This window comes from Geodermatophilus sp. SYSU D00691 (genome assembly GCF_054050275.1).
This window is the reverse complement of record NZ_JBJGYZ010000005.1, coordinates 163,534-186,481: the sequence shown is the minus strand read 5'-3', so window position 1 is coordinate 186,481 and position 22,948 is coordinate 163,534. Positions and strand designations below refer to the sequence as shown.

Sequence of the window (22,948 nt, the reverse complement as noted above, 5' to 3'; positions counted from 1 at the left end):
CACGTGAACCCTGGCCGATCTCACATCACGAGCTGGGCGCTCTCACCGCTGACCTGCTCGAGGTCCTCGGTCGCGGCCTGCAGGAGTCGGTGGCCGAGGTCGGACAGCGCCCGGGCGACGGCGATCTCGTCGCCGATCTCGGGGACGTCCCGGTCGGCGGGGTTGAGCCGGGCGAACCCGACGCCGGCCAGCTGCTCGGTGTCGCGGGTCTGCAGGTGGGCGACCGCCCGCGTGCGACCGTCGTGCTCACCGATGTCGATGCGCACCGTCCAGGTCTTCGCCGCGTCCACGTCGGCCTCCTCGTGCTGGTGGTGGGTGGTACCGACTGTGCGGCGACGCGGGGACCGGCGACGCGGCCGGAAGGCCGCACCGCCGGGGACCTCCGGCCCCTGCGCCCGGTCCCGCCGGCGGACGACGGTGGGCGGGTGAGCGAGCAGAGGGCAGCCGCCGGCGCGCCGCGGGTGCTGGTGGCCGTCGCGAGCCGGCACGGCGCCACGGCCGAGCTGGCGCGGACCGTCGCGGAGGGCATCGGCGGGGCCCTGCCCGCCGCGGAGGTGGACGTGCGCCGCTGCGCGGAGGTCGACGGCGTCCGGGACGCCGACGGCGTGGTGATCGGCAGCGCCGTCTACTTCGGACACTGGCTCGAGGAGGGCCGCGACCTCCTGCTGCGCTGCGCGATCGACCTGTGGGACCGGCCGGTGTGGCTGTTCTCCAGCGGACCGGTCGGCGATCCGCCGCGCCCACCGGAGACGCTGCTCGACGTCGAGGAGGAGCTGCGGCTGAGCCGGGCGCAGGAGCACCGGGTCTTCCCCGGACGCCTGGAACGCGCCCGCCTGGAGTTCCCCGAGCGCGCCCTGGTCGCCGCGCTGCACGCCCCCGAGGGCGATTTCCGCGACCCGGACGCGGCCCGTGCGTGGGGCGCCGGGATCGGTCGCGCGCTCGAGGCCTCGATCGGGTCGACCGCGCCGGCATGACCACGACGGCGGCTCCCCGGTCGCGGTCGCCGCGAGGCGACCGCGTGCTGCTGAGCAACGGCGCCCCGGCTCTGGTCCGCCCGCTGGACACGGCGGACGCCGCCGAGCTGCTCGCGCTGCACGAGTCGCTGCCCGACCGGGACCGCTACCTGCGCTTCAGCACCCTGCACCCGGCCGACCTGACCGGCTACCTCGCCCGCACCCTGGCCGCGGACAGCGGTGTGCTCACGCTGGGCGCGGTCGTCCACGGGCGGCTGGTCGGGTGCGCCCAGGCGCTGCCGATGGGCCCCGACGTCGCGGAGGCCGCCCTCGTCGTGGCCCACGAGTGGCGCGACCACGGGGTGGCCACCGCGCTGCTCGAGGAGCTCGCCGGGGCCTGCGTCCGCCACGGCATCCGCCGGCTGGTCGCGGACGTCCTCGCGGAGAACGGCCGCATGATCCGCGTGCTGCACGACCTGGGGCTGCCCCTCGCGGTCACCCGGCAGGGGCGGTCGGTCCGGATCGAGGTCGGGCTCGACGACGTGGGGCGGTACTCCTCCGCCGCGGAGGGGCGGCACCGCACGGCCGCGGCGGCGTCGCTCCGCGCCGTCCTGCAGCCGGGGACGGTCGCCGTCGTGGGGGCGGGGTCCGGCGAGCACTCGATCGGCCGTGCCGTGCTGCGCAAGCTCCGCGACGCCGGCTTCCCGGGGGCCGTGCTCGCGGTCAACCCGCACGCCGACCGGGTCGAGGGGGCGCACTGCTGGCCCTCGGTCACCGCGCTGCCCGGCTCGGTCGACCTGGCCGTCGTGGCCGTCCCGGCGGCCGCCGTCCCCGGTGTCGTGCGCGAGTGCGGCGAGCACGGCGTGCGTGCGGTCGTGCTGCTCACGTCCGGGGTGCCCGGGGAGGTCGTCGGGATCGCCGAGCGGTACGGCATGCGGCTCGTCGGCCCGAACACCGTCGGCGTCGTCGGGCCGGGGGAGCGGGGCCGGCTGGACACCACGTTCACGCCGGAGACCGCCGCTCCCGGTGACGTCGGCCTGGTCACCCAGTCCGGCGGCATCGCGATCGCGACCGTGTCGGCGTGGCAGCGGCTGGGCCTGGGCCTGTCGGCGATGGTCGCGATCGGCGACGCCGTCGACGTGGGGACCCGCGACGTGCTCGCCTGGTTCGACGAGGACCCGGGCACCGCGCTGACCGTCGTGTACGCCGAGTCCGAGCCCGACCTGCGCGGCCTGGTCCCGACGGCGGCGCACCTGGCCGGACGCATGCCGGTGCTCGCGCTCGAGGTGGGGACCTCGGTGGCCGGGCAGCGGGCCGCCGCGTCGCACACGGCGCGCTCGGCCACGCCGCACGCGCTGCGGGAGGCGGTCTACGCCGCCGCCGGGATCCAGACCGTGGAGGACCTCACCGACCTGGCGGCCGCGGTGGCGCTGCTGCGCGGCCAGCCGCTGCCCAGCGCCCCGTCGGTGGCCGTGCTCACCAACGTCGGCGGGGGCGGGGTCCTCGCCGCCGATGCGTGCGTCGCCGCCGGGCTGCGGGTGGATCCGCTGCCGGCCGACGTGCAGGAGCGGCTGCGGGCGGTGCTGCCACCCCTCGCGGCGACCGCCAACCCGGTCGACACCAGCGCCGCCGTGCACGCGCCGGCGTTCGCCGCGGCGCTGTCGGTCCTGCTCGACAGCCCCGCCGTCGGCGCCGTCGTCACGGTGACCGCGCCGACCGCGGTGAGCGACCCCGCTCCGGGGGTGGTCGCCGGCGCGGCGGCGGCGGCCGCGGCGGGCCGCCCGACCCCGGTCGTCGACGTGCGCCTCACCCGGCCGACCACGCTGGAGCGGATCGAGCTGCCGGGTGCTCCGGCGGGCCGGTTCCTCGTGTCGGTGGACGACCCGGGAGCGGCCGCGCGGGCGCTGGCGGTCGCGATGCGACGCAGGCAGTGGCTGGCCCGCCCGCGGGAGGTCGCGCCCGCGCCCTCCGGCGTCGACCTCCGGGCGGCCCGGGCGGTGGTCACGGCCGTCCTGGCGCGCGCACCCGAGGGGGAGTGGCTGCTGCCGCCCGAGGTGTCCGCGCTGTGCCGTGCGGCCGGGGTGCGCAGCGTGCCGGCGTCGTGGGTCCGCACGGCGGCCGAGGCCCGCACCGCGGCCCGGGAGCACCGCGGCCCCGTCGTGGTGAAGGGCCACGTCGACGGCGTCGTGCACAAGGGCGACGCGGGCTACCTGCGGCTCCCGGTGGCCGACGCCGAGGAGGCGGCCGCCGTGGTCGCGGAGTTCCGGTCCCGGGCCGGGGACGCCTGGCGCGGCGCGGTCGTGCAGCCCCTGGTGCCGGGCGGCGACGAGCTGCTGGTCGGGGCCGTCCGCGACCCGTCGGCCGGGCCGGTCGTCGTCCTCGGCCCCGGTGGCCGTGCGACCGACGCGCTCGGCCACCGGGTGCACCGGCTGGCGCCCGTGGGGGAGGGCGCGGTCGAGGAGATGATCGACGGGACGGGGCTGTTCGCCACCGCGCACGGTGCCCGGCTGGACCGGCTCGGGGTCGCCGACTGCGTGCGGCGGGTGGGGTGGCTCGCCGACGTCCTGCCCGAGGTGCTCGAGATCGACGTGAACCCGCTGCTGGTCAGCGCGGCGCGCGCTGCCGCGCTCGACGTGCGGGTCCGGGTGGCACCGGGCTAGCCGGAGGTCACCGGCGCCGCCCGGCGGACCAGCTCGGCGGCCCAGGCGCGTGCCCGCTCCCGTTCGCCGTCCTTCAGCGGACCCTCGCCGTCGTCCTGGACGAGGAAGCCCTCGGGCTCGGCGACGACCTCGTAGCCGTGCCGGCGGAGGCGGTGCGCGATGCCGCCCGCCGCGCCGCCGGCGAGCCGCGCCCCGATCCGGGTGTCGAAGGCCGCCGCCGGCCGGTGCCCCTGGGCGTGGGGGAGTCCGTGGAACCAGTCCCGCACCCCGGGCCCCTCGGCTCCCGGTTCGAGCTCGTGCGCCTCGGCGGGCGGCTTCCTGGCCTCGCTGCTGACGCCCATGTGCCGGCTCATCCCGGTGGTCATGCCGCGCATGTGGGTCGGCCCGCCGACGATCAGCAGGTCGGCGGCCGCCACCCGCCCGTGCTCGGCCTCGGCGACCCGGACCAGGTCGACCGTGGCGTCGGGACGCGCGTCGGTGACGCCGCCCGCGATCGCCTCGGCGACCTCACGGGTGTTGCCGTAGAGGCTCTCGTACACCACTGCCACGCGCATGGGGATCCCTCCTCCGATAGCGGTCGTGGCTCCGACCCTGGAACCGGCCGAGCGCAGCGGACAGGGGCGAACGGCGGGGGTGGGGGGAGCGGTTGGCCCTGGCCCGGCCGGGCCGTTCCCTGGTGACCTGGACGCCACCAGCCCGGGAGGGGGACGCCGTGGGGCCGATCGTCGCGACCAGGCACGGGCGGGTGCGGGGCACCAGCAGGGACGGCGTGGGGACCTTCCTCGGCGTCCCCTACGCGGCTCCGCCCGTCGGGCACCGCCGGCTGCGCCCGCCGCAGCCGGTGGAGCCGTGGACCGGCGTGCGGGACGCCACGGTCCTCGGGCCGGAGCCGCCCCAGCCGCGCTTCCCCCGCGACGACCCGACGGGTCTGCTCTTCGACCCCGCCGAGATGGGCGACGACTGCCTGAACCTGAACGTCTGGACCCCGGTCCTCGGTGCGGGCGGGCTGCCGGTGATGGTGTTCAGCCCCGGCGGGTCGTTCCACTTCTCCTCGGGCGGCAGCTACGACGGCAGCCGCTTCGCCCGTGACGGCGTGGTCTGCGTGACGTTCAACTGGCGGACGGGCGCGGACGGGTTCCTCTACCTGGGCGACGGCGACGACGGTGCGAACCTCGGGCTGCTCGACCACGTCGCGGCGCTCTCCTGGGTGCAGGAGAACATCGAGGCCTTCGGGGGCGATCCCGGTCGGGTGACCCTCTTCGGCGAATCGGCCGGGGCCATGTGCATCGGCGACCTGCTCGCGATGCCCCGCGCCCGGGGCCTGTTCCGTCGCGCGATCCTGCAGAGCGGCGCGGCGCACCACGTCGTCCCGGCCGTCGACGCCGCGCGCATCGGTGCCCACCTGGCCGCGGTGCTCGGCGTCCCGGCCACTCGCGACGCGCTCGCCCAGGTGCCGGTGGAGCGGCTGCTGGCCGCGCAGGGCGAGATCGACGCCGAGGTGGTGTCCGATCCGGACCCCGCCCGCTGGGGCAGCGAGGTCATCGCCGGCCTGATGCCGTTCCACCCGGTGGTCGACGGCGACGTCGTCCCGGAGCCGCCGATCGACCGGATCGCCGCCGGCGCGGGCGGGGACGTCGACGTCCTGGTCGGGACGAACACCGACGACTGGCGCATCTCACCGGTCCTCGGCGGCTTCCTCGACCAGATCACCGACGAGGTGCTCTGCGGACCGGTGGAGCGGTACGGCTCCTGGAGCATCGCCGCCTACGGGGTGAAGGCGGAGGCGGTGCTGCCGCACTACCGGGCCAACCGGTTCGGTCCGGCGCCGGGGGACGTGCTCGGCGCGGTGATGACCGACTGGTGGGTCCGCGTGCCGGCCCTGCGGCTGGCGGATGCGCATGCGACCGCACCGGGGCGCACCTACGCGTACGAGTTCGCCTGGCCCTCACCGATCATGGGGGGACGGCTCGGCGCCTGCCATGCGCTGGAGCTCCCCTTCGTCTTCGACACCCTCGACCTGCGGACGCGGCAGATGATGGGTGGGGCCCTGGGGGACGACCCGCCCCAAGAGCTCGCCGACTCCGTGCACCGGAAGTGGATCGACTTCGCGACCGGGGGCGATCCGGGCTGGCCGCGGTACCGCCTCGACCGCCGTGCCGTGATGCGCTTCGACACCACCTCGACGGTGGTCGACGACCCCTACGCCGCCGAGCGCGCCCTCTGGGCCGGCGTGCGCTGATGCCGCCGCGTCGGACATCCGCGCGTCGCGGGGGTCAGACGGCGGCGGGCTCGGCGTGCAGGCCGGCGGCGGCCGCGCCCGACTCGGCGTCGTCGTAGCCGCCGTCGACCAGCACCGGGCGCCGCCCGGTGCGGGCGAGCAGCGAGGCGGCGATCGAGGCGCGGTAGCCCGACCCGCAGTACACCCACACCTCGCCGTCCGGGACCTCGTCGATCCGGTCCACCAGTTCGTGGATCGGGATGTGCAGCGACCCGCGCACACCCCCGCCGGCGCGCTCGTCGGAGCGCCGGGCGTCGAGCACGACCAGCTCGCCGTCGACGGCCATCGCGGCGGCCAGGCCGGCGAAGTCGGTCACCGGGTAGGACTCCAGCGCCCGCCCGGCGGCGAGCTGCTCCGGCGTGCCGATCGCGGCGCCGGCGAGCCGGTCGATGCCGATGCGCACCAGCTCCCGGCGGGCCTCGGCGACCTGGTCGGGCGTCCCGCCGATCAGGGTCAGCGGTGCCCCCCACGGCACCAGCCACCCGATGTAGGTGAGGAAGTTGGTGGACAGCTCGAAGTTCAGCGCCCCGGGCAGGTGGCCGGCGGCGAACGCCGTGCGCGTGCGCAGGTCGACCACCCACTCCCCGGCGGCGAGGCGTTCGGCGAGCTCCCGCGGATCGACCTCCCGCGGCGCGGAGAGATCGACCGGGTCGGGGCCGGCCGCGTTGGCCGGGCCCATGTGCGCGTACCAGGCGGGGATCGCGGTGAGCCCGGCGATGAGCTGGTCGACGAAGCTCTGCTCGTCCTGGGTCAGCGCCGGGTTCACTGCCGCCTGCTCGCCGACGGTGGAGGAGGTGCCGCTGGTCGGGGTGGCCGAGCAGAAGCTGCCGAAGCCGTGCGTGGGGAACACCGGGGTGCCCGCGGGGAGCTCGTCGGCCAGCCGGCGCACCGAGCGGTACTGGGCGTGGGTGAGCTCCTGCGTGTGCTCCGGCCCGACCAGATCGGTGCGGCCGGTGGCGCCGAAGAGCATCGAGCCGCCGGTGAAGACCGCCTGGACCGCGCCGCCGGTGTCGGTGAGCACGTAGCTGACGTGGTGGTGCGTGTGCCCGGGGGTGTGCAGCACGCGGAACCGCATGGGCCCGGCTTCGAGGACGTCGCCGTCCGCGGCCGGCACCCGCTCGTAGGCCACCCGGTCACCGGCCGGGACGGCGTAGTCGGCGCCGGTCGTGCGGGCGAGCTCGAGCCCCCCGGTCACGTAGTCGTTGTGCAGGTGCGTCTCCAGCACGAGCACGATCCGGGCGCCGCGCGCCGCGGCCAGGTCGAGCACCCGGTCGATGTCGCGCTGGGGGTCGAGCACGACGGCGACGCCGTCGGCGGAGACGAGGTAGCTCCGGTCGCCCAGGCTGCTGGTCTCGATGACGTCGATCTCCACGGTCACTCCTCCGTACGGTGTGCCGGGTAGGCGTAGGTGGCGCCGAGCGGTGGCTCAGTCGGTCAGGGGGCCGGGGCGCCGACGGGTTCGGCGGGGGCGTCAGGCCAGGGAGAGGAAGAGGCGTTCGAGCTCGCGCAGGTCCAACTCGCGCGCCTCGCGGTCCGCGGCGGTCGAGCAGTGGCGCATCCCGGTCGAGATGACGGCGAACCCGGCCCTGCTCAGTGCCTTCGACGCCGCGGCCAGCTGGGTGACGACGGCGGAGCAGTCCCGGCCGTCCTCGATCATCTTCACGATTCCGCCGATCTGGCCCTCGACGCGGCGCAACCGCTTCACGACGTCGGCCAGCTCGCCCTGCGGGATGTCCATGCCCCCACGGTAGATACCCCCGGGGGTATCTCGCAACGGTCGCTCCGTCCCTCCGGGCGGTGACCGACGGTCCACGGCGCCGGGCCGTTCCGGGCGTAGCCGCCGGAGGACCCGGCACGGGTCGTCCTGGGGTCGCCGCCGACGACCGAGGACCGGGCCTACCCGTGCCGTGACACCGGCACTACCGTCGCTGTGCGCAACCATCGCCGCCCGCGCGGGCGGCGGTACCGGGTGCCGAGGGCGCCCGACCCCCTCGGGGGCGGCCTGCGACGGAGGTGACGCGACGGTGGGGGATCCGGAGCCGGTCACCGGCGCTGCTCCGGCCGCGGGCGGAGGGATCCCCTGGGTGCGGGCATCGGCGGCGGTCCTCCGGCGGCAGCTGACGGCGGAGCGGCCGGACGCCGCGGAAGCGCTGCGGTGGGTCGCCCGGTCCGCCCTCGAGCTGGTGCGAGCGGACGTGGTGGCCGTGCTGCAGAGGCCGGAGGGGACCCTCGAGCCGCGCGTGGAGGCCGCCGTCGGACACGGCGGGCCGACGCCGGGCGGTTGGCCACCGGACGGGCTGGGGTCGGTGCTCGGCGTGCCCCTCCCGGGGCAGGCCGCCGGCGGGGAGCTGGTCCTCGGCCGCTTCCGGGGACGACCGGACTTCACCGAGGAGGAGCGCGAGCTGGCCGCCGACCTGGCGGTGCACGCCGCGGTGGCGCTCGCGCTGGCCACGTCGCAGTACGAGCAGCAGCAGGCGGCGGTGCTGGCCGACCGCTCCCGCATCGCCACCGAGCTCCACGACGACGTCCTGCGGCGGTTGTTCGCCATCGGGATGACTCTGCACTCCGTGGCCGCCGGCCTCGTCCCCGGCGCCGCCGCCGGGCGGGTGCGGGACACCGCGGCCGAACGCCTGCAGGCGGCCGTCGTCGATCTGGACCGGACGATCAACCACGTCCAGCGCACGGTGTTCGCGCTGCAGGACGAGGTGCCCGGCGAGTCGCCCCGCGTCGGGGCGCGGCTGATCGACGCCATCGCGGAAGTGTCCGGAGCACTCGGCTTCGAGCCGGTCACCCAGGTGACCGGCTCGCTGGACGAGCTCCCACCCGACGTGCTCACCGACCTGCGCGTCGTCGTCCGCGAGGCACTGGCCAACATCGCCCGGCACGCCCGTGCCCGCGCCGCCGAGGTCGCCGTCACCGCCACCGGCGGGACGGTGACCGTGGCGGTCACCGACGACGGCGTCGGCCTCGTCGACGTGCCGGACGGCGGTGGGCTGGCGGACCTGCGCAGGCGCGCGCGCTGGCACGGCGGCCACATGACGGTGGAGCCGGTCCCCTCCGGTGGGACGTGCCTGACCTGGGCCGTGCCCGTGGAGAGGAGCTAGGCCGGCGGACCGCCGTGCGGGGGCGGGCCGAGCGCGGACCGAGGGGCCGGGCCGACGGGACGTCCTGCCCTGGGTCCTCCCCGCGACGGCCCGGAGGCTGGGACCGTGACCGACAGCGCGCTCCCGACGCTGGCCGACGTCCGACGGCCCGGCGGCCTCGACCGGCGCCGGCTGTGGCGCCGCTGGCTGGTCGCCGTGTTCCTCGGCGAGACGCTCGGGTTCCTGGTGCCGGTCCTGGCGGTCGTCGTGGGGGCCGACGGCTGGCCCGACGGTGCGCGGCTCGTGGCGCTCGCGGTGGCCGGCGCCGGCGAGGGCGCGGTGCTCGGCGTGGCCCAGGCCCGGGTGTTGACGCGCGTCGTACCCGGCTTCCGGCCGGGCGCCTGGACGGCCCGTACCGCCGTCGCGGCCGCGCTCGCATGGGTGCTGGGCATGGCGCCCAGCACGCTGGGCGGGATCTGGGCGGACTGGCCGCTCGCGCTGCAGGTGGCGCTCGCGGTGCCCGCCGCCGCCGTCCTGCTGCTCTGCATCGGTGTCGCCCAGTGGACGGTCCTGCGCCCGCTCGTCCCGCACGCCGGGCGCTGGATCGGGTGGACCGCGCTGGCCTGGCTGGCCGGCCTCGCGGTGTTCATGCTCGTCGCCACACCGCTGTGGCAGCCCGGGCAACCGGTCGGCCTCACCGCTGCCGTCGGGGCGCTGGCCGGTGGGCTGATGGCCCTCGCGATGGCCGCCGTCACCGGGTGGGGCCTGGTGCGGCTGCTGGCTGCCGCCCGGCCGTCCGCCGACGGGTCCGGGAGGCGGAGCGGGACGTTCGTAGCCGACGGCGGGAACAGGACCTTGGACCCTGAGCCGATCCGGCCACCCAGCACCTAGCCTCTGCAGATCATGAGTGCGGACAACGGGGCTCCTCCGGTGCGGGTCTTCCTGCTCGACGACCACGAGATCGTCCGGCGCGGGGTCGCCGACGTCCTCGAGACCGATCCCGGCATCACGGTGATCGGCGAGGCGAAGAACGCCGCCGAGGCGCTCGCCCGGGTGCCGGCGCTGCGGCCGGACGTCGCCGTCCTGGACGTGCGGCTGCCCGACGGCGACGGCGTGTCGGTCTGCCGCGACCTCCGCTCGCGCATGCCCGAGCTCAGGGTGATCATGCTGACGAGCTACAGCGACGACGAGGCGCTGTTCGAGGCGATCATGGCCGGCGCGTCGGGCTACCTGCTCAAGCAGATCCTCGGGCAGGACCTCGTGACGGCCGTGCGGACGGTCGCCGCGGGCGGGTCCCTGCTCGACCCCACGGCCACCACCGCGGTGCTCGAGCGGATGCGGCGGGCCGCCGAGCCGGCCGGTCCGCTGGCCAAGCTCAGCGAGCAGGAACGCACGGTGCTGGAGCTGATCGGCGAGGGGCTGACCAACCGGCAGATCGGCGAGCGGATGTTCCTGGCCGAGAAGACCGTGAAGAACTACGTGTCCCACCTGCTGGCCAAGCTGGGGCTGGAGCGGCGGACGCAGGCCGCCGTTCTCGCGACGGAGCTGCGCAACTCCCCGCGCTGAGGGTCAGCGCAGCGGCGCCGCCCAGCGCAGCCGGGTGCCGCCGTCGGGCAGCGGCTCGACCGCGGCCTCACCACCGTGGCGCTGCGCCCGCTGCTCGAGGTTGCGCAGGCCGCTGCGGGCGGCTCCCGGGTCGATGCCGCGCCCGTCGTCGACCACCTCGAGCACGACCCGGTCGGAGACGTCGACGGTCACCGTGACGTGCCGGCCGCCGGAGTGCCGGGCGGCGTTGCTCACGGCCTCGCGGACGACCGCCTCGACGTCGGCGGCCAGGTCGCCGCTGACCAGGCTGTCGACCGCCCCGGACATCCGCACGGTCGGCTCGAGGGCGCCGGCGGTCTCGGTGACGATGTCCAGCAGCCGCCGGCGCAGGCTGTCGCCGGCGTCGACCGCGTCGGTCGTGTGGAGGTCGAAGATCGTCGTCCGGATGTCGCGGACGGTGTCGTCGAGCTGACCGACGACCGAGTGGATCCGGTTGCGGGCCACGGCGTCCCCGATGCGCGGCAGCACAGACTGCAGCGCCAGCCCGGCGGCGAACACGCGCTGGATGACGTGGTCGTGGAGGTCGCGGGCGATGCGGTCGCGGTCCTCGTACACGTCGATCTGCCGGGCGAGGCGCTGCCGCGCCGCCATGTCGAGAGCGGCCGTGGCCTGGTCGGCGAAGGCGGTCATGAGCGGCGCGAGGGAGGCGTCGAACGCGTCGGACCCGGCCGTGCGGGCGGCGATCACCACCGCGTTCCCGGCGTGGCTGCCGCGCAGCGGGAGAGCCAGGCAGGGACCCCAGTCGACGTGCGGGTTGCGGTTGTCGTAGGCCATGCCGGACAGGTCGAGCGTGACCACCGCCCCGCCTTCCTCGACGGCCTCCAGCACGGGGCTCTCCTCGCGGGAGAGGCGCTCGTGGGTGAGGTCGCGCAGACCCTCGCCGTGCTGCGCCGCGATGGTGTAGACACCCGTCTCCGGATCGGGTCCGGTCAGCAGCCAGGTGGCGTGGGCCCGGGTCAGGTCGGCGACCCGCTCGGCGATGAGCCCCAGGGCCGCCTCCGGCGAGGGTGCCTCCAGCAGGGCGGCCCGGACGTCGGAGACGGCGGCCAGCCACCGCCGGCGCTGCTCGCTCTCCTCGTAGAGGTGCGCGTTGTCGATCGCGATGCCGGCGGCTCCCGCCAGCGCGGTGAGGACCGCCTCGTCCTCGGCGGTGAACTCCCCGTGCCGCTTCTCGGTCATGTAGAGGTTGCCGAAGACCTCGCCGCGGACCAGCACCGGCACCCCGAGGAAGCTCTTCATCGGCGGGTGGTGCGGGGGGAAGCCGACCGAGCTGGGGTGCTGGCCGAGGTCGGGGATGCGCAGGGGGTAGGGCTCGGTGATCAGCTGGCCGAGCACGCCCTTCCCCTCCGGCAGGTGCCCCATCTGCGCGGCGAGCTCGTCGCCCACCCCCACGTGGATGAACGCGGCCAGGCCGTCCCCGCCCTGGCGCAGCACGCCGAGGGCGCCGTACTGCGCGTCGACGAGGTCGCAGGCGCTCTCCACGATCCGCCGGAGGGTGCTGGGCAGGTCGAGGCCCGTGGACACGCTCAGGAAGGCGTCCAGAAGGTTCTGCACCCTGCTCTGCGCGCGGGCGACCGAGTCCAGCCGCTCCTGGACCTCGGCGATGAGCTCGGTGAGGCGCATCGCGGACAACGGGGAGCCGTCGCCGCTCCCGTGTCGCCGATCGGGGCTCGGCATGGCTGGTGCACCTCCCACCACCACCGTGCCACGGGCGGCAGGGAAGGGAAAGGCGGGGTTGCGGGGCCTCCGGACCGGATCCGTCACGAATCGGTCGCGAGTGCGGGCACCGCGGTCCGCCATCCCTGCACGACGCCCAGCAGCACGGTGACGAGGCAGACGTCCCGCGTCGTCCCGCGCGGCAGATCTGCCGCCGGCAGGATCCGCGACGGGCCGACGACCGACACCGTCCACCCGGTGCGCTCGGCCGGGTCGTACGCGTCGGCCTCGAACGCCACGATCGCGCCCCGGACCGAGTCGAGCAGGGGACTCCCGAGCCGGACGGGGATCACGACGTCGTCCTCCCTCAGCGTGAAGGAGACGGGCCGGACCACCGGGAGGGCCGACCGGGTGTAGGCCAGCCTGCCGATGCCGGCGGTGCCCAGCAGGCGCAGGCACTCGTCGTACCCCAGCGCCTGGTGCACCCGGTCCTCGTCCGTCGTCGGCACTCCGCCGTCCTCTCCCCGACCCGCGCGGGCGCAGAGCCTGGTGGATGCTGGCCCGGACGAGCACCAGGAACTCTCGGCCGCGGTCGGCAGTTCCGGTCAGGGACGGACGTCCCGGACCTGCCTGCCTTGGTCACTGCCGGGGGTGCGGACCGGGCGGGCAGCGTGGGAGACCCGCAGAGCGAGGAGGAAGAGTGACCGAGGTGAGCGAGGCCGTGACGATCGACGGCGGCGTGCTCGTGGGGCACGACGGGTCGGAGTGCGCGCAGGGGGCGCTGCGCTGGGCCGCGGGCCTGGCCGGCCGCGCGAACCTGGTGCTGCACGTGCTGCGAGCGTGGCAGTTGACCACCGCTCCGCGGCCGAAGACGTGGGCGCCCGGCTACGTCCCCCCGCTCAGCGACTACGAGCAGGCGGTGCTCGACGACCTCGACGGCTGCGTGCGCGCGGCCCACCTCGATCCGTCGGTGCAGGTGCGCACGCACGTGGTGCACCGGCCCCCGGCCAAGGGGCTCATCGAGGCGGCCAAGGGCGCCGACCTGCTGGTGGTGGGCGCCCGCGGCCGTGGCGGCTTCGCCGGCCTGCTGCTCGGGTCGACCAGCGACCAGGTCGTGCACCACGCACCGTGCCCGGTCACCGTCGTCCGCGAGGGCGCCGGCCGGCCGCTGTCGGTGATCGCGGGGGAGACCTCGGCCGCTCAGGCCTGAGCGAGGGGCGCGTCGGCGCCGGTGACGGCGGCGGCGATCTCCACCGCCCAGGCGTCGATCGCCGGCCAGTCGCGGAAGTCGCCGAGCGGTGCGCGCATCGCGGTCACCATCGCCCGCTCGCCGAAGGACAGCCGGGCCTTGTCCAGCCGCCCCGCGAACACCCGGTGCTCGCGGGCGCCGGTCAGCGTGGCCAGCGGGGCGGCGTCGTGCGGCTCGTCCGCCGGGAACGGAGGCTCGCCGATCGGCCCGCTGGAGAACAGCCACACCGGACGCGCACGCAGCGTGGCGGCGTACAGCGCGGCATACTGCCGGGCCGGGTCCAGCCACCGCCCGGCGTAGACGGCGCTGCCGAGCACGACGGCGTCGAACGGTGCGGGATTCGGCCGCTGGGCCGCCGGGACGGCGAGGGCGGACAGGCCCGCGGCCCGACCGGCCGGGCAGTCGGCGAGCCCCCGGGCCAGGGCCGCGGCGATGTCCGCCGTCGCGCCGTGCCGGCTGGCCACGACGACGAGGACGCGCGGCGGGCTCACCGGTCGTCCCCCGTCCGCGATGACGGGCCGGTGGTCGCTGGACAGCGTCATGGTGGTTCCCTCCCGGTCAGGCGGGGGCGTCGGCGGTCTGGGGGACCGGGACGAGCACGCGCACCCCGACGACGCCGCCGACCGTGCTCGCCAGTGCGCGCAGCGCCCGCTCCTCGACCTCGGGGGACACCTGCGGCAGCCCGCGGGTGCGGCGGATCGCGGCCAGCCCGTCGGTGACCGAGACGTCCCAGGCCCCGAGATCGCCGGTGTAGCCCTCGACCAGCCGCAGCACGTCGCCGCGGATCTCGTCGTCGGGCCGCATCAGCGTGCGCAGCAGGTCGCGGCGGCTGACGATGCCCACCAGCCGGCCGTGCTCGAGCACGGGCACGCTGCGCAGCCGGTCGTCGACGAACAGCCGTGCGATGTCGGCGAGGTCGTCGCCGGCGTCGACGGTGCGCACGCGGGGGGTCATCACGCCGCGCACGAGCAGCGACGGCGGGGCGGCCTCGTCGGCGTCGCGGCGGGCGTGCAGCCGCGGGTCGGACGGCATCCGGTCCCGCAGCACGTCGGCCTCGGCGACGATGCCGACCAGCAGGTCGTCCTCGTCGACGACGGGCAACGCCGCGAAGCCCCGCTCGGCCATCACCTCGGCGGCGTACTTGGCGGAGGTGTCCGGTCCCACCATGACGACCTCGCGGGTCATGACATCGCGTGCCTGCACGGGATGCTCCTCGTCGTCTCCTGCCCGCGTCTGCGCGGCTCCCCGCCGACGCTAGGCAGGCTCGGCCACGGCGCTCAGGGCCACCGGGCGCTGCCGGGCGGGACCTCCGTCCCTGCCCGCAGCGGCGCTCGGCCCGCACCCTCGGCAGCATGGACACGCGCACCACGGCACAGCCCCCGGCCGCCTTCTCGCCGGACCGCCCGCCGGTCCCGCCCGAAGCCCTCCGGCCGGCGGCGCCGGCTGCCCGGCCGTCACGGGAGGGCTACTGGCGGCAGATCCCGCCCGACCGGGCGGGGGCCCTCGCGGTCGCCGCGCTGGCGGTCGGCGGCGCCACCGCGGTGGGCCTGCGCTGGGCCACCCGCCCGGCCCGCATCGGCCCGATCACGATGGGTCCCGGGGGCTGGGTGAGCGTGAAGGGCGCGAAGCCGCCCGCCGATCCCGGCGACCGCCCGCTGTGGGCGAGGCTGCTGCGCTCCTACCGCCTCTGACCCGACCCCGCGCTCGGGGAGCACCGCGCGATCCACGCTCTTGCGCCGGTCCTGGTCGTCCGTCCCGCTGCGGCGGGCTGACGACCTCGTCAGCGGAAGCGGGTGGCCCAGAGCGGCTCGACCGCCGCCCAGCCCTGCTCCCACCGCCGGTCGCGCCGCCGCTCCAGCAGCCAGAGGACGACGAGGTGGCCGCTCAGGGCCGCGATGACCAGCCCCAGGGCGGTGAGGACCCCGAGGACGACGCCCTGCCCGGTGGCCTCCCCGCCGGTCAGCGGCTCGTCGGTGAGCCGCCCGTCGTCGTCCACCCAGACGTCGACGGTCGTACCGGACCGGCTGCCGACGGGGGCGTCCACCTCGCCGGTGTACCCGAGGCCGTCCGGCCCGAGCCAGGTCGCCGGGGTCGGCACGGCCGGCGTGGCCGGCCCCTCGCCCTCCCGCGCGTCGGCGAGCAGCGTGGCGCTGGTGGGGTGACGGGTCGCCGCCTGCTCCGCGGCGACGGCGTGCAGCGTGCCCGAGGTGCGGGTGCCCACGACCGTGCCGGCCGGTACCGCCGCGAGCAGCAGCACGACCAGGACGACGCGGGACAGGAACTCGACGCGGTCGCAGGCCCGCTTCAGCGGGCCCGAGCCCAGGGTGAAGCGGCGGCGCAGGGTGCGCGACGGGACGCCGGTGGCGGACACGGCAGCAGACTGGCCCACGTGGGCCCGCGGCGGACGGGGCCGAGGTCCCGGTGCCCCGAGACCTTCGCCACGTCACCCCGACGGGGACGGGACCCCAGGGTGGCGACGTGACGACGCCGACCCTCGCCCGCCCGCGCCCGCTGCGCCACCCGCGGTCCCGCGTCGCCGGCCCGCTGCGAGCCGTGCGCGACGTGGTCGTCGGCGGCGCCGAGGTGCTCGCCGTCCTGGTCGCGGCGCCCCTGCTGCGCCGCCGCTACAACCGCTGGGGCGCCACCGCCGCCGAGGTGGCCGCGCCGCTGCCCGGTGACGGGCTGGTGCCGGCGCCCCGCCTGGGCTACACGCGGGCGGTCACCGTGGCGGCGCCGGTCGAGGACGTCTGGCCGTGGCTGGTCCAGATCGGCCAGGGCCGCGGTGGCCTGTACAGCTTCGACGGCCTGGAGAACCTCGTCGGCTGCGACCTGCACAGCGCCGGGAGCATCCACCCCGACCTGCAGCAGCTGCGGGTCGGCGACGTGATCCGCCTGGCCCCGGCCGACGGTGCGCCGTTCTACCGGGTGGAGCGCATCGAGGCCCCCACCACGCTGGTCCTCCTCGGCGGCGGTCCCCAGCCGGACGGACCGCCCGACGGGGACCCGCACATCACCTGGCAGTGGGTGCTGCGCGCGGTCGACGGCGGGCGGCGCACGCGGCTGGTCGTGCGCCAGCGGCTGGCCTTCCCACCGGCCCAGCGGCTGCTCTGGCACGTCGTGGAACCCGTCACCTTCGTGATGGAGCGGCGGATGCTCCGCGGCCTCGCCCGCCGGGCCGAGGGACGTCACCGGTGACCCGCACCCTGCGCCGCCTGCCCGGTCTGGTCGCCGCGGTCGCCGCGGCCGTGGCGTCCGTGGGCGTCGTGCGGCGACCGTCGGGCGACCCGGTGCCGGTGACGACGGTGCGCGGGCAGCGGGCGCAGCTGGCGGGCAGCGGGCTGTACCGCCACGACACGGTCTTCACCGCGGCGGGCAACACCGCCGTCGACGCGGTGGTGCTCGCGTTCGGCATCCCGCTGGTGCTCCGTGCCTGGCTGCGGCACCGCGCGGGCTCGCCCCGGGGAACCCTGCTGCTGACCGGCTCGCTGGGGTACCTGCTGTACGTGTACGCCACCTACGCGGTGGGCGTGGCGTACAACCCCCTCTACCTCGCCTACGTCACGCTCCTGTCGGCCTCGCTGTTCGGCTTCGCCGCCGCGTGGACCGCGACGGACCGCGCCGTGCTCGACGGGCTCGCCCGCGACCCGCGCGTCCCGCACCGCGCGCTCTCGCGGTTCCTGCTCGCCTCCGCGGCGCTCACCGTGGCCGCGTGGCTGCCGTCCCTGCTCACCGCGCTCCTCCAAGGCCGCGCCCCGGACCTGCTCGACGTCTACACCACGCCCGTCACCTACTCGCTCGACCTCGCCGTCGTGGCCCCGGCCGCCGCGCTCGCGGGCCGGTGGGTCCGCCGGCGCGATCCCCGCGGCTACCTGCTGGCCGTGCCGCTGCTGGTGACGATCGTGCTGCTGTTCCCGACGATCGGCCTGAGCACGGCCCTGCAGGCGGCCGCCGGCATCACCTTCACGCCGGCCCAGGTTGCCGGTCCCGTCGCCGGCTTCGGCGTCCCGGGCGTCCTCGGCGCCCGGCTGCTGGTGCAGATCCTGCGCGCCGTCCCGTCGACCGCGCCCGCCCGGGGAACGGCGGACCGGTGACCGCGTCCACCCTGCGCTCCGCCGTCCTCGGGGTCGGGATGGAGCGGCGGCTGCGCCGGCGCGTGCGGCGGCTGGGGGTGCGTCCGGGAGCGGTGGACCCGACCCCCGTCACCGACCGCGACCTCACCGACCTGCCCGCCCCGGCCCGGCGGTGGTTCGCCGCGTCCGGGGCCGTCGGCCGCCCGCGCGACGTCTCCCTCCTCGCCCGGTGGACCGGCACCTTCCGCCTGCGGCCCGACGGGGGCTGGCTGCCGTTCGAGGCGTGGCAGTACAACACCGCCCCGGCGGTCGCGCGAATCTGGACGATGCGGATCGATGTCGCCGGCGTCGTCCCGATGTTCGGCGTGGACAGCTACCTGCACGGGCAGGGCCGCATGCGGGGGAAGGTGCTCGGCCTGGTGCCGGTCGCCGACGGCGCCGGACCCGAGTTCGACGCCGGCGAGCTGGTGACCTGGCTCGCCGACGCCGTCCTCCTCGCCCCCAGCATGCTGCTGGCCCGTGCCGTCCGATGGTCGCCGGTCGACGACGAGCGGTTCGACGTCGCGCTCACCGACGCCGGGCGCACCGTCACCGCCCGCGTGACCGTCGACGACCGGGACCGCGTCGCGGACGTCGCCACCGAGGACCGCTGGGCCGATCTCCCCGGTGGGCCCACGCGGGCACGCTGGACCACGCCCGTGCGCGGCTGGACGGAGATCGGCGACCGCCTGGTCCCGCACGGCGGCGGCGCGGTCTGGCACCTCCCCGGGGGGCCGTACGAGTACGGCCGCGCGACCGTGGACCCGGCCACGGTCCGGTGGAACGTGGCGCCGACCTGAGGGTTCCCCGGCGGCCTCAGGCCGTGTGCGGCAGCGCCTTCTCCAGGCGCAGCATCGCCTGGGGGTGGGCGTCCCAGACCAGCGCCGAGCGCAGCCGCGTGCGCTCCAGCGGGGCGTCGGTCGCCGCCGGCAGGGGGACCCCCGTCCAGCCGAGGGGGACCAGCTCGAGCAGGACCCGCTCCTCCGCCTCACCGGCGCGCAGCCAGGCCGCCCGGTCGTCGGCGCGGGTGGCCACCAGCGCCAGCATCTCGTCGCCGTCGGCCGGGGCGAGCCGGGCGAGGCGGCGGCGCGGCGACCCCTCGTCGACGGGGACGAGCTGGACGTCCTCCAGCTCGGCCACCTCCGCGAGACGGGTCAGGACCTCGTCGGTGCCGGCCGGGAACGGGCGGTCGTCGGCGGCCGTGGCCAGGTGCGCCAGGACGGGCCGGGCGGCCGGGACGGGCCTCACCACGGCCGCGAGGTCGGGGTCGGCCGGGTCGGGGAACCGCTCGACGTCCGCGTCGAAGCCGGCCGCCGCGAAGGCGAGACGGGCGTCGAAGAGGTCGGCGCCGAGGCCCCGCACCACCCGCCGTTCGGGGATCCCTGGCCGCGCCGCGCGGCCGCGCCCCACCCGGAGGAGGACCGGTGCGGGGCGGACGTCGGCGTACGGCGCGGGCTGTGCCATCGGGAACTCCTCGGGACGAGCGGTACCCCTCCAATCTCGATCGCCGGGGTGGCCCTCGCCTGGGTCCGGCGTCACCTCCGGGGCGGACGTTGGTCCCCGCCCGGACACCGACCAACGCCGGTGTCCCCGGCCCCTGCGGCTGACGAGGCTCGGGGTCTGCCTCCGAAAGGACGGACCATGACCGAGCACCGGAAGCCCTACCCGCTCCGCATGGACGCGGCGGAGGAGCCGCGCGCGTCGCGTGCGCTGTGGCTGGTCAAGTGGCTGCTGCTCATCCCGCACTACGTCGTCCTGGTGTTCCTCTGGACGGCGTTCGTGGTGGTGAGCGTCATCGCGTTCTTCGCGATCCTGTTCACCGCCCGCTACCCGCGCGGGCTGTTCGACTTCAACGTCGGCGTGATGCGGTGGAGCTGGCGGGTGCACTACTACGGCTACGGCGCCCTCGGCACCGACCGGTACCCGCCCTTCACCCTCGCCGACGTGCCGGACTACCCGGCGCACCTCGACGTGGCCTACCCGGAGCGGCTCTCGCGCGGGCTGGTGCTGGTGAAGTGGTGGCTGCTGGCCATCCCCCAGTACGTCATCGTCGCCGTGTTCGTCGGCGGCGGGATCTGGCTCGGCACCAACACCGCCGACGCCGACGGCATCTGGGACACCAGCTGGGGCGCCGGCGGGCTGGTCGGGCTGCTGGTGTTCATCGCCGGCGTCGTCCTGCTGTTCTCCGGTCGCTACCCTCGGCCGCTCTACGACTTCGTCCTCGGCATGGACCGCTGGGCGCTGCGCGTCGCGGCCTACGCCGCGCTGATGACCGACACCTACCCGCCGTTCCGCATGGACATGGGCGGCCCCGACCCCGGCACGGTGCCGGCCGGCCCGGTGCCCCCGGCGCCGACCGGGGCCCCGGCCGCTGCCCCGGCCCCGCCGCCCGCGAGCTGGAGCGCCGGCCGGGTGGTGGCCCTCGTCTTCGGCGTCCTCCTGCTCTTCGGCGCGGGCGGCACCCTGGTCGGTGCCGGCACCCTGCTCTGGGCCGACCAGACGCAGCGGGACGGCGACTACCTCATGACGCCCGACGCCCGGATCGAGACCGACCGGTACGCGGTCACGACGGATTCCTTCCGCCTGGAGGGCGAGGGGCTCGACTGGGCGGTCGACGAGCTCATCGGCACCGCGCGGATCGAGGTGGCACCGGTCGACGCGGACGACGAGCTCTTCGTCGGGGTGGCCCGCGCCGCCGACGCGGAGACCTACCTGGACGGCGTCGGGCACGCCTCCCTGGACGACCTGTCGGCGAGCGCCACCGGCAGCGGGTCCGAGCGGTTCGACACCACCGACCACACCGGCGGGGCCCCGGCGCAGCCGCCGACCGAGGCCGACATCTGGGTGGACTCGAGCAGCGGCAGCGGCACCCAGGCGGTGACCTGGCGGCCCGACGACGGCGACTGGGCGGTCGTGGTCATGCGGGCCGACGGCACGGCCGGCGTGGACGCCGAGGTCAGGGCGGGCGCGACGCTGCCCGGGCTGGGCTGGGTCATCACGGGGCTGTTCGTGGCCGGCGCCGTGCTGCTGGCGCTCGGCGGGCTGCTCGTCGGCCTGTCGGTGCCGAAGGCGCAGAGCCGGCCGCCGGTGCAGATCCCCACGCCCCGCGAGCCGGTGACGCCGGCCGGGCAGGCCGGCGCCGACACCGCGCTGACCCGCGACCCCGGGCGCTGACGCCGCCGCGTCCGGTCCACCGGCTCCCGGGACCAACGTCCCGGGAGCCGGTGACGTCGGCCTGCGGAGGCGGCTGTCGCCGGACGGCGACGGTGGACCCGGACGGGGGAGAGCCCCCACGGGCGCACGAGTAGGAGTCGGACGTGGACGCAGCGAGCCAGCGGATCGTCGTCGGCATCGACGGCTCGGCGGGGGCCCGCGCGGCGCTCGCCTGGGCCCTGGCCGAGGCCGCCCGGCGCGGCGCCGGCCTCGAGGTCGTGAGCGCCTTCCCGGTCGACTTCTACTGGGCAGACCCGTACCTGCTCGACACCGCCCGGATCGACGAGATCCGGGCGGACACCGAGGCCCGTGCCCGGGCGGCGGTGGAGGAGGTCCGCGCCGAGGTCGGGACGGCGGACGACGTCGACGTGCAGGTGCTGGTCGTCGCCGGGCCGCCGTCCGGCCACCTCGTGCAGCGCTCGGCGGAGGCCGACCTGCTGGTGGTGGGCAGCCGCGGCCGGGGCGGTGTGCGCAGCACCGTCGCCGGCTCGGTCGCCCTGCACTGCGCGGCCCACGCCCGCTGCCCGGTCGTCGTCGTGCACCCGGGCGCCGCGGCCGCGCCGTCGCGCGTGGTGGTCGGCCTGGACGGCTCCGACCACGCGCGCGCCGCGCTGCTCACCGCGGTGGCCCAGGCGGAGCCGCTGGGCGCCCGCGTCGACGCCGTCCTGGCGTACGAGGCACCCAACTACTGGAGCGACCTCTACGCGGTCATGGCCCCGCCGCCGGGGGAGAGCCGCGAGCACGCCCAGCAGCGGGGCGAGGCGGTGGTCCGCGACCTCCTCGGCCAGGAGGCGCTGGACCGGGGCGCGGTGCGCGTCGTCGTCGTCGAGGGGCACCCCGGCCCGGTGCTCGTCCGCGAGGCCGCGGGGGCGCGGCTGCTCGTGGTCGGCAGCCGCAGCCGCAACCAGCTGCAGGGCGTCGTCCTGGGCTCGGCGGCGCTGCACTGCGTGATGCACGCGCCCTGCCCGGTCATGGTGGTGCACCGGCAGCCCGGAGACGCCGCGGGCACGCCCGTGGACACGGTCGCCGCCACCGCGCCCGCGGGCTGAGCCGCCGCCGTGCTGGCCTGGGTGGTCGACCCGCCGGGGCCGATCGACGGGGGTCCGCTGCGGCGGGTGGAGCGGCCGGTGCCCGAGCCCGGCCCGGGCCAGGTGCGGGTGCGGGTCACCTGCTGCGGCGTCTGCCGCACCGACCTGCACCTCGCCGAGGGCGACCTGCCGCCCCGGCGGCCGCAGGTGACCCCGGGGCACGAGGTCGTCGGGGTGGTCGACGCGCGGGGCCCGGGAGCGACGCGGTTCGAGGTGGGGGAGCGGATCGGGGTCGCCTGGCTGGGCCGCACCGACGGCACCTGCGCCTACTGCCGGCGCGGTGACGAGAACCTGTGCGCGCACCCGTCGTTCACGGGCTGGGACCTCGACGGCGGGTACGCCGACGCCTGCCTGGTCGACGAGGCGTTCGCCTACCGGCTCCCGCCGGGGCTGGACGACGTCGCCGCGGCGCCGCTGCTCTGCGCCGGCATCATCGGCTACCGCGCGCTGCGCTGCGCCGCCGTGCCACCCGGCGGCCGCCTGGGCATCTACGGCTTCGGCGGCAGCGCCCACCTCACCGCGCAGGTCGCCCTGGCCCAGGGTCTGCGCGTGCACGTGTTCACCCGGGGCGAGCGCAACCGGGCGCTGGCCGCCGAGCTCGGCGCCGACTCGGTGGGCGGCGCGGCCGACGACGCACCGGAGCCCCTGGACGGCGCGATCCTGTTCGCCCCCGCCGGCGACCTCGTGCCGGTGGCGCTGCGCGCCCTCGACCGCGGGAGCACCCTCGCCGTCGCCGGCATCTGGCTGTCACCGATCCCGGCGCTGGACTACGCCGCCGAGCTGTTCGAGGAGCGCCGGCTGCGCAGCGTCACGGCCAACACCCGCCGGGACGGCGAGGAGTTCCTCCGGCTGGCCGGACGGCTCGGCGTGCGGGCGACGACGACCGCCTACCCGATGGCGGCCGCCCCGGAGGCGCTCGCCGACCTCGCGCACGGCCGCTTCAGCGGCGCCGCCGTCCTCACCACCTGACGGCTCGGGCCCGATCGGATGGTGGTCAACCGGAGGTCGACGCCGCAGAATGGGTTCCGCCGACGGGGAGCGAGAGCACGGCGCT

24 protein-coding genes are annotated in these 22,948 nt (G+C 76.7%); 14 read left to right on the top strand and 10 right to left on the bottom strand.

Going from position 1 to position 22,948, the window contains the following annotated elements; genetic code table 11:
* Window positions 1-20: 20 nt before the first annotated feature.
* Entirely contained in the window at window positions 21-290 is a 270-nt protein-coding gene (locus ACI797_RS05690; RefSeq protein WP_456857545.1) for a DUF1876 domain-containing protein, read from the bottom strand.
* 135 nt (window positions 291-425) lie between these two features.
* Here ACI797_RS05690 and ACI797_RS05685 point away from each other — a divergent pair, with 135 nt between their 5' ends.
* Together ACI797_RS05685 and ACI797_RS05680 are read left to right on the top strand one after the other, a co-directional pair.
* Window positions 426-974: a flavodoxin domain-containing protein gene (locus ACI797_RS05685; protein ID WP_456857543.1), complete on the top strand. Its 549-nt coding sequence runs from the start codon at window positions 426-428 to the stop codon at window positions 972-974.
* A 44-nt stretch (window positions 975-1,018) separates the two neighbouring features.
* Window positions 1,019-3,613: a bifunctional acetate--CoA ligase family protein/GNAT family N-acetyltransferase gene (locus ACI797_RS05680; RefSeq protein ID WP_456857542.1), complete on the top strand. Its 2,595-nt coding sequence runs from the start codon at window positions 1,019-1,021 to the stop codon at window positions 3,611-3,613.
* Here ACI797_RS05680 and ACI797_RS05675 read toward each other — a convergent pair.
* Window positions 3,610-4,167 carry a flavodoxin family protein gene (locus ACI797_RS05675; RefSeq protein ID WP_456857541.1) on the bottom strand — a complete coding sequence of 186 codons (558 nt, stop codon included), beginning with the start codon at window positions 4,165-4,167 and terminating at the stop codon, window positions 3,610-3,612. The two genes, ACI797_RS05680 and ACI797_RS05675, sit on opposite strands and share 4 nt — an antisense overlap.
* 158 nt (window positions 4,168-4,325) lie before the next feature.
* Here ACI797_RS05675 and ACI797_RS05670 point away from each other — a divergent pair, with 158 nt between their 5' ends.
* The gene (locus tag ACI797_RS05670) at window positions 4,326-5,852 is read left to right on the top strand and encodes a carboxylesterase/lipase family protein (protein WP_456857539.1); all 1,527 of its coding nucleotides are present in this window, start codon (window positions 4,326-4,328) and stop codon (window positions 5,850-5,852) included.
* Window positions 5,853-5,886: 34 nt separating this feature from the next.
* Here the strand turns inward: ACI797_RS05670 and ACI797_RS05665 are convergent, their stop codons facing one another.
* Together ACI797_RS05665 and ACI797_RS05660 are read right to left on the bottom strand one after the other, a co-directional pair.
* Window positions 5,887-7,263, bottom strand: a complete 1,377-nt coding sequence (locus ACI797_RS05665; protein ID WP_456857538.1) for an MBL fold metallo-hydrolase — start codon at window positions 7,261-7,263, stop codon at window positions 5,887-5,889.
* A 99-nt stretch (window positions 7,264-7,362) separates the two neighbouring features.
* Complete coding sequence (locus ACI797_RS05660; RefSeq protein ID WP_456857537.1) at window positions 7,363-7,629, bottom strand: metal-sensitive transcriptional regulator; 267 nt, start codon at window positions 7,627-7,629, stop codon at window positions 7,363-7,365.
* A 346-nt stretch (window positions 7,630-7,975) separates the two neighbouring features.
* Here ACI797_RS05660 and ACI797_RS05655 point away from each other — a divergent pair, with 346 nt between their 5' ends.
* The 3 genes from ACI797_RS05655 to ACI797_RS05645 all read left to right on the top strand — a co-directional run bounded on the left by ACI797_RS05655 (window position 7,976) and on the right by ACI797_RS05645 (window position 10,540).
* Entirely contained in the window at window positions 7,976-8,995 is a 1,020-nt protein-coding gene (locus ACI797_RS05655; RefSeq protein WP_456857536.1) for a sensor histidine kinase, read from the top strand.
* 105 nt (window positions 8,996-9,100) lie between these two features.
* Window positions 9,101-9,865, top strand: a complete 765-nt coding sequence (locus ACI797_RS05650; protein WP_456857535.1) for a hypothetical protein — start codon at window positions 9,101-9,103, stop codon at window positions 9,863-9,865.
* Window positions 9,866-9,877: 12 nt separating this feature from the next.
* A complete protein-coding gene (locus ACI797_RS05645; RefSeq protein ID WP_456857534.1) occupies window positions 9,878-10,540 on the top strand; it encodes a response regulator in 663 nt (220 codons plus the stop codon).
* A 3-nt stretch (window positions 10,541-10,543) separates the two neighbouring features.
* Here ACI797_RS05645 and ACI797_RS05640 read toward each other — a convergent pair whose 3' ends face one another.
* On the bottom strand, window positions 10,544-12,202 hold the full coding sequence (locus ACI797_RS05640; protein ID WP_456857533.1) for a GAF domain-containing protein: 1,659 nt from the start codon (window positions 12,200-12,202) through the stop codon (window positions 10,544-10,546).
* Between the two features lie 137 nt (window positions 12,203-12,339).
* A complete protein-coding gene (locus tag ACI797_RS05635; RefSeq protein ID WP_456857532.1) occupies window positions 12,340-12,744 on the bottom strand; it encodes a pyridoxamine 5'-phosphate oxidase family protein in 405 nt (134 codons plus the stop codon).
* 191 nt (window positions 12,745-12,935) lie between these two features.
* On the opposite strand from ACI797_RS05635, the gene ACI797_RS05630 reads away from it, so the two are divergent.
* Window positions 12,936-13,445: a universal stress protein gene (locus ACI797_RS05630; RefSeq protein ID WP_456857531.1), complete on the top strand. Its 510-nt coding sequence runs from the start codon at window positions 12,936-12,938 to the stop codon at window positions 13,443-13,445.
* Here the strand turns inward: ACI797_RS05630 and ACI797_RS05625 are convergent.
* Window positions 13,436-14,026, bottom strand: a complete 591-nt coding sequence (locus ACI797_RS05625; protein ID WP_456857530.1) for a flavodoxin domain-containing protein — start codon at window positions 14,024-14,026, stop codon at window positions 13,436-13,438. The two genes, ACI797_RS05630 and ACI797_RS05625, sit on opposite strands and share 10 nt — an antisense overlap.
* Window positions 14,027-14,042: 16 nt before the next feature.
* Window positions 14,043-14,687 (bottom strand): CBS domain-containing protein, encoded by a 645-nt coding sequence (locus ACI797_RS05620; RefSeq protein WP_456857529.1) that lies wholly within the window; start codon window positions 14,685-14,687, stop codon window positions 14,043-14,045.
* 149 nt (window positions 14,688-14,836) lie between these two features.
* Here ACI797_RS05620 and ACI797_RS05615 point away from each other — a divergent pair, with 149 nt between their 5' ends.
* Window positions 14,837-15,175 (top strand): hypothetical protein, encoded by a 339-nt coding sequence (locus ACI797_RS05615; protein WP_456857528.1) that lies wholly within the window; start codon window positions 14,837-14,839, stop codon window positions 15,173-15,175.
* An 89-nt stretch (window positions 15,176-15,264) separates the two neighbouring features.
* Here the strand turns inward: ACI797_RS05615 and ACI797_RS05610 are convergent, their stop codons facing one another.
* Entirely contained in the window at window positions 15,265-15,855 is a 591-nt protein-coding gene (locus ACI797_RS05610; RefSeq protein WP_456857527.1) for an Rv1733c family protein, read from the bottom strand.
* A 107-nt stretch (window positions 15,856-15,962) separates the two neighbouring features.
* Between ACI797_RS05610 and ACI797_RS05605 the strand changes: the two genes are divergently transcribed.
* The 3 genes from ACI797_RS05605 to ACI797_RS05595 are packed head-to-tail and all read left to right on the top strand — an operon-like array spanning window position 15,963 to window position 18,393.
* Window positions 15,963-16,679, top strand: coding sequence for a hypothetical protein (locus ACI797_RS05605; protein WP_456857526.1), 717 nt, complete (start codon window positions 15,963-15,965; stop codon window positions 16,677-16,679).
* Complete coding sequence (locus ACI797_RS05600) at window positions 16,676-17,575, top strand: hypothetical protein (protein ID WP_456857525.1); 900 nt, start codon at window positions 16,676-16,678, stop codon at window positions 17,573-17,575. The genes ACI797_RS05605 and ACI797_RS05600 overlap by 4 nt, the downstream gene beginning before the upstream one ends.
* Window positions 17,572-18,393: a DUF6544 family protein gene (locus tag ACI797_RS05595; RefSeq protein WP_456857524.1), complete on the top strand. Its 822-nt coding sequence runs from the start codon at window positions 17,572-17,574 to the stop codon at window positions 18,391-18,393. Before ACI797_RS05600 ends, ACI797_RS05595 begins: the two co-directional genes overlap by 4 nt.
* 16 nt (window positions 18,394-18,409) lie before the next feature.
* On the opposite strand, the gene ACI797_RS05590 is transcribed toward ACI797_RS05595, so the two are convergent.
* The gene (locus tag ACI797_RS05590) at window positions 18,410-19,057 is read right to left on the bottom strand and encodes a hypothetical protein (protein ID WP_456857523.1); all 648 of its coding nucleotides are present in this window, start codon (window positions 19,055-19,057) and stop codon (window positions 18,410-18,412) included.
* A 177-nt stretch (window positions 19,058-19,234) separates the two neighbouring features.
* Here ACI797_RS05590 and ACI797_RS05585 point away from each other — a divergent pair, with 177 nt between their 5' ends.
* The 3 genes from ACI797_RS05585 (at window position 19,235) to ACI797_RS05575 (ending at window position 22,863) form a co-directional block, all read left to right on the top strand.
* Window positions 19,235-20,767, top strand: coding sequence for a DUF4389 domain-containing protein (locus ACI797_RS05585; protein ID WP_456857522.1), 1,533 nt, complete (start codon window positions 19,235-19,237; stop codon window positions 20,765-20,767).
* Window positions 20,768-20,910: 143 nt separating this feature from the next.
* Window positions 20,911-21,855, top strand: coding sequence for a universal stress protein (locus tag ACI797_RS05580; protein ID WP_456857521.1), 945 nt, complete (start codon window positions 20,911-20,913; stop codon window positions 21,853-21,855).
* A 9-nt stretch (window positions 21,856-21,864) separates the two neighbouring features.
* Window positions 21,865-22,863 (top strand): zinc-dependent alcohol dehydrogenase family protein, encoded by a 999-nt coding sequence (locus tag ACI797_RS05575; protein WP_456857519.1) that lies wholly within the window; start codon window positions 21,865-21,867, stop codon window positions 22,861-22,863.
* Window positions 22,864-22,948 lie beyond the last annotated feature (85 nt).